This is a genomic window from Ramlibacter sp. (genome assembly GCF_035706265.1).
Lineage (GTDB): Bacteria > Pseudomonadota > Gammaproteobacteria > Burkholderiales > Burkholderiaceae_C > Ramlibacter.
The window spans coordinates 1-4,785 of sequence record NZ_DASSVG010000497.1; the positions used below are offsets into that span (position 1 = coordinate 1).

Here is a 4,785-nt window from a genome sequence, read left to right on the forward strand (position 1 = left end):
CCGAGCGCCGCGGGGTCGCCGCGCCCCAGCCGCAACAGCACCGCGTCGCCCCCGGTCTGCATCGGCGTGAGGTCCACCACCGTGGTGGGTTCGTCCGGGCAGGCGCCGGAGCCGATCACCGCATCGAGCTGCTTCTCGAAGCGGCGGCGGATCTCCTCTGGCTCGTTCATCGGGTCGGTGTCCTGCGGCGCGAACAGCGTGGTGGCGAGCAGGGGCGCACCGTGGACCTCCAGCAGCTGCTGCAGCACCTTGTGGTCCGGCACCCGGATGCCGATCGTCTTGCGCTGCGGATGGCTCACCCGCCGCGGCACCTCGCGCGTGGCGTCGAGGATGAAGGTGTAGGGCCCGGGCGTGGTGGCCTTGAGCAGCCGGTACTGCTTGTTGTCCACCCGGGCGTAGGTGGACAGCTCGCTCAGGTCGCGGCACAGCATCGTCAGCAGGTGCTTCTCGTCGACCCGGCGGATCTGGCGCAGGCGGTCGGCGGCGGCCTTGTCGTCCAGGTGGCAGGCGATCGCGTAGCTGGAATCCGTGGGCACGGCGGCCACGCCGCCGGCGTTCAGGATCGCCACGGCCTGCTTCAACAGGCGCGGCTGCGGGTTGTCCGGGTGCAGTTCGAAGTACTGGGCCATGGTCAGGAGGCCGCCGCGCGCCGCTCACGGGCGGTGAGCCAGGCGCCGGCGGCGCCGCAAACCGCGATCATGCCCATGCCGAGAAGAGATGGGTGGTCCGGCACGTGCGAGAAAACCAGCAGGCCGCCCAGCACCGCGAACGCGATCTGCGTGTACAGGTAGGGCGTGATGGTGGCGGCCGGGGACCGGTAGAAGGCCAGGATCAGGAGGAAGTGGCCCACCGTGGCCGTGAGGCCCATGAAGCACAGGGCCACCCACAGCTTCAGGTCCGGCAGCGCCGTCCACACGTAAGGCAGCGCGAGCGACGAGATCAGCGTGCCCGTCCAGCCCGTGTAGAGATGCATCGTGACGGGATCCTCGGTGCGCGCGAGCTTGCTGGTGAGGACCTGGAAGGCCGAATTGGAGGCCACCAGCGCCAGCGGCAGCAGGCTGCTCCAGCCGAAGTGGCCGGCGCCGGGGCGGATGATGATCAGCGTGCCGGCGAAGCCGCCCACCACCAGCAGCCAGCGCAGGGGCGAGACGTGCTCCTTCAGCACCGTGGCTGCGAGCAGCGTCACCGCCAGCGGCGTGATCATCACGATGGCCGTGAATTCGCCCACCGGCAGGTAGCGCAGGCTCAGGAAGGCGAGCAGGCTGCTGGCCAGCAGCAGCAGGCCGCGCACCAGCTGCCAGGCGAGGTGCCGGGTGCGCCAGATGGTGCGCCCGCGCAGCGGCACGACGATCGCGGTGGTGGCCGCGGCCTGGAAGAAATAGCGGAACCACAGCGCCATCAGCAGCGACACCGAGGCGCTGACCCATTTGGTGGTGGTGTCCAGTGCGGCGAAGCAGGCGCAGGCGCCCACCGCCATCGCGATGCCGCCCAGGGCATGCGGGCGGCGCAGCGCCAATGCGGCGGCGGCGCCGCTCACTGGATGCGGTCGGCCAGCAGCTCCCAGACCGGCGTCAGTTCCCCGGGCAGGTAGGGCAGCTGGCCCAGGTCGGTATGGCTTTCGCCGGGGCTGTGGAAGTCGCTGCCGCGCGAGGCCGCGAGGCCGAATTCGCGCGCCGTGTCGGCGTACTTCACGTATTCGGCCGCCGTGTGGCTGCCGGTCACCACTTCGACGGCGCTGCCGCCGTGGGTCTTGAATTCCATGAACAGCGCGTATTCCTCGTTGGCGGTGAACTTGTAGCGCGCCGGGTGCGCGATCACGGCCAGCCCGCCGGCCTCCCGGATCCAGCGCACCGCGTCCTTCAGCGTGGCCCAGCGGTGCGGCACGTAGCCGGGCTTGCCTTCGGTGAGGAAACGGCGGAACACCTCCGCGGTGTCCTTGCACGTCCCGGCCTCGACCAGGTAGCGGGCGAAGTGGGTGCGCGAGATCAGGGCCGGGTTGCCAACGTACTTCAGCGCACCTTCGTAGGCGCCCGGGATGCCGACGGCGGCCAGGCCGGCGGCGATCTCCAGCGCGCGGGCGCCGCGGCCGCCGCGCGTCTGCTCCAGCCCGCGGCGCATGCCTTCGTCGTCGGGATCGAAGCCGAGGCCGACGATGTGGACCGTCTCGCCCGCGAAGGTGACGGAGATCTCGGTGCCCGTGAGGTATTTCATGCCCTGCGCGCGGGCCGCCGCGGCGGCGCGGTGCTGGCCGCCGATCTCGTCGTGGTCCGTCAGGGCCCAGAGCTCGACGCCGTTGGCTGCCGCCCGCGCTGCCAGTTCCTCGGGCGTGAGGGTGCCGTCGGAGACCACGGAGTGGCAGTGCAGGTCGACATTCAATATGGACACGGGTCGATTCTAGGGGCCGCGTTGCTGACTTGCAGGACACCGGGAATCCCCGTCAACTGAGCGCGCCGGCCTCCTTGCGGATGTCGTGCCGGGTCGAAAGCGCGCAGGCGATCGCGACTTCCAGCGCCTGCACGATCTCGTCCAGCCCCATGGACGGCTGCCCCTGCTCCGGCAGCCACGGCACATGCACCAGGCCGCCGCGGACCCCCTGCCACTCCGGTTGGCCCAGCAGGTGCATCAGTCCGTAAAAAGTGTGGTTGCAGACGAAGGTGCCGGCCGTCTGCGACACCTCGGCCCGCACGCCGGCATCCAGCAGGCTCTGCAGCATGGCCTTGATCGGCAGCGAGGTGAAATAGGCGGCGGGGCCGTCCGGCACGATGGCCGTGTCGACGGGCTGGGCGCCGGCGTTGTCGGGGATGCGCGCATCATCGACGTTGATCGCGACACGTTCGAGCGAGATCGCCCCCCGGCCGCCCGCCTGGCCGGTGCAGAGGACGAGCCGCGGCCGGTGCTCGCGCATGAGTTCCTCCAGCCGCCGGACCGAAGCGCCGAACACCGTCGGCAGTTCGCCGCCCACGATGCGGTGGCCCGCGATCTCGCGCCCGTGCAGGGCGTGCACGGCCTGCCAGCTGGGGTTGACCGCGCTGCCGCCGAAGGGATCGAAGCCGGTGACCAATACGGACAACGGACTACGCGCTGTTGCGCTTCGACTCGCTAGCATTCGTTCACTCTACAGCACGGAGACCGTCATGCGATGGGAAGGTAACCGCGAATCATCGAACGTCGAGGACATGCGGGGCGGAGGCGGCGGCGGCTTCGGCCTCGGCGGCGGCACGATCGGCATCGGCACCATCGTGATCGCGCTGGTGGGCGGGGCGCTCCTGGGCGTGAACCCGCTCACGCTCCTGGGCATCATGACCGGCGGCGGCAACGCGCCGCCGGCGCAGACCGGCCCCGCGCCCGCGCCGCCGGCCAACGACCAGATGGCGCGCTTCGTCTCCACCGTGCTGGCCGACACCGAGGACGTCTGGCGCGACCTGTTCAAGCAGGGCGGCGCGACCTACCAGGACCCGAAGCTGGTGCTGTTCCGCGGCGCCGTGCGCACGGCCTGCGGCGCCGGGCAGGCGGCCATGGGCCCGTTCTACTGCCCCGCCGACCAGAAGGTCTACATCGACCTGAGCTTCTACGAGACGATGAAGAACCGGCTGGGCGCGCCCGGCGATTTCGCCCAGGCCTACGTGATCGCGCACGAGGTGGGTCACCACGTGCAGCAGGAGCTGGGGATCAGCGAGAAGGTGGAGCAGGCCCGCGCCCGCGCCTCGCAGGCCCAGGCCAACGCGCTGAGCGTGCGGCTGGAACTGCAGGCCGACTGCTTCGCCGGGGTGTGGGCGCACCATGCCCAGCGGGCGCGCAACGTCCTCGAGCAGGGTGACATCGAGGAAGCGATGAACGCGGCCCAGAAGATCGGCGACGACGCCCTGCAGCAGGCTGCCGGCCGGGCCGTCGTGCCGGAGAGCTTCACCCACGGCACCAGCGCCCAGCGCCAGCGCTGGTTCTCCACCGGCCTGGAGTCCGGCACCGTCAAGTCCTGCGACACCTTCAACGCCCGCAGCCTGTAGGGAGGCAACCCAACAGCCGGACGCAGAGGACGCGAAAGATACGCAAAGGACGCAAAAGAACATCCATCAGAAGATGTCTCTCCTTCTTCCGGATATGTCTTTTTTGCGTCTTCTGCGTACCCTTTGCGTCCTCTGCGTCCGGCTGTTCGAATTCCGCCCCAAAGGCCGTCTTGGCCCCGAATTTGCAGAAATGAGACAATCCCGGGTTGATGTCTGAATCCGCTTTTTCCAAACTGAACCTGGCCGAGCCGCTGGCGCGGGCCGTCGCCGAGATGGGCTACGAGACCATGACGCCCATCCAGGCGCAGGCGATCCCCGTGGTGCTGACCGGCAAGGACGTGATGGGCGCGGCCCAGACGGGCACCGGCAAGACGGCCGGCTTCGCGCTGCCGATCATCCACAAGCTGCTGCCCCTCGCGAGCAGCAGCACGTCGCCCGCCCGGCACCCGGTGCGCGCGCTGATCATCGCGCCGACGCGCGAGCTGGCCGACCAGATCCACGAGAACGTCAAGGCATACTCGCGCCATACCCCCCTGCGCAGCGCCGTGGTCTTCGGCGGCGTGGACATGAAGCCGCAGACGCTGGAGCTGAAGAAGGGCGTCGAGATCCTCGTGGCCACACCCGGCCGCCTGCTGGACCACATCGAGGCCAAGAATGCCGTGCTCAACCAGGTCGAGTACGTGGTGCTCGACGAGGCCGACCGCATGCTGGACATCGGCTTCCTGCCGGACCTGCAGCGCATCCTGTCGTACCTGCCGAAGCAGCGCACCACGCTCCTGTT

The 4,785-nt window shown here is 69.6% G+C and carries 6 protein-coding genes; 2 read left to right on the plus strand and 4 right to left on the minus strand.

What is annotated here, in order from left to right; all coding sequences use genetic code 11:
• The 4 genes from VFM98_RS17755 to pcp form a co-directional block, all read right to left on the minus strand.
• On the minus strand, positions 1 to 629 hold a 629-nt coding region (locus VFM98_RS17755; RefSeq protein ID WP_325111231.1), incomplete at its 3' end, for an L-threonylcarbamoyladenylate synthase.
• 2 nt (positions 630 to 631) lie between these two features.
• Entirely contained in the window at positions 632 to 1,477 is an 846-nt protein-coding gene (locus tag VFM98_RS17760; protein WP_325111236.1) for a DMT family transporter, read from the minus strand.
• Between the two features lie 56 nt (positions 1,478 to 1,533).
• Positions 1,534 to 2,385, minus strand: coding sequence for a 3',5'-nucleoside bisphosphate phosphatase (locus VFM98_RS17765; protein ID WP_325111232.1), 852 nt, complete (start codon positions 2,383 to 2,385; stop codon positions 1,534 to 1,536).
• 52 nt (positions 2,386 to 2,437) lie between these two features.
• The gene (gene pcp, locus VFM98_RS17770; protein WP_325111233.1) at positions 2,438 to 3,106 is read right to left on the minus strand and encodes a pyroglutamyl-peptidase I; all 669 of its coding nucleotides are present in this window, start codon (positions 3,104 to 3,106) and stop codon (positions 2,438 to 2,440) included.
• A 28-nt stretch (positions 3,107 to 3,134) separates the two neighbouring features.
• On the opposite strand from pcp, the gene ypfJ reads away from it, so the two are divergent.
• Both ypfJ and VFM98_RS17780 read left to right on the plus strand, forming a co-directional pair.
• Positions 3,135 to 4,004: a KPN_02809 family neutral zinc metallopeptidase gene (gene ypfJ / locus VFM98_RS17775; RefSeq protein WP_325111234.1), complete on the plus strand. Its 870-nt coding sequence runs from the start codon at positions 3,135 to 3,137 to the stop codon at positions 4,002 to 4,004.
• A 209-nt stretch (positions 4,005 to 4,213) separates the two neighbouring features.
• On the plus strand, positions 4,214 to 4,785 hold a 572-nt coding region (locus VFM98_RS17780), incomplete at its 3' end, for a DEAD/DEAH box helicase (RefSeq protein ID WP_325111235.1).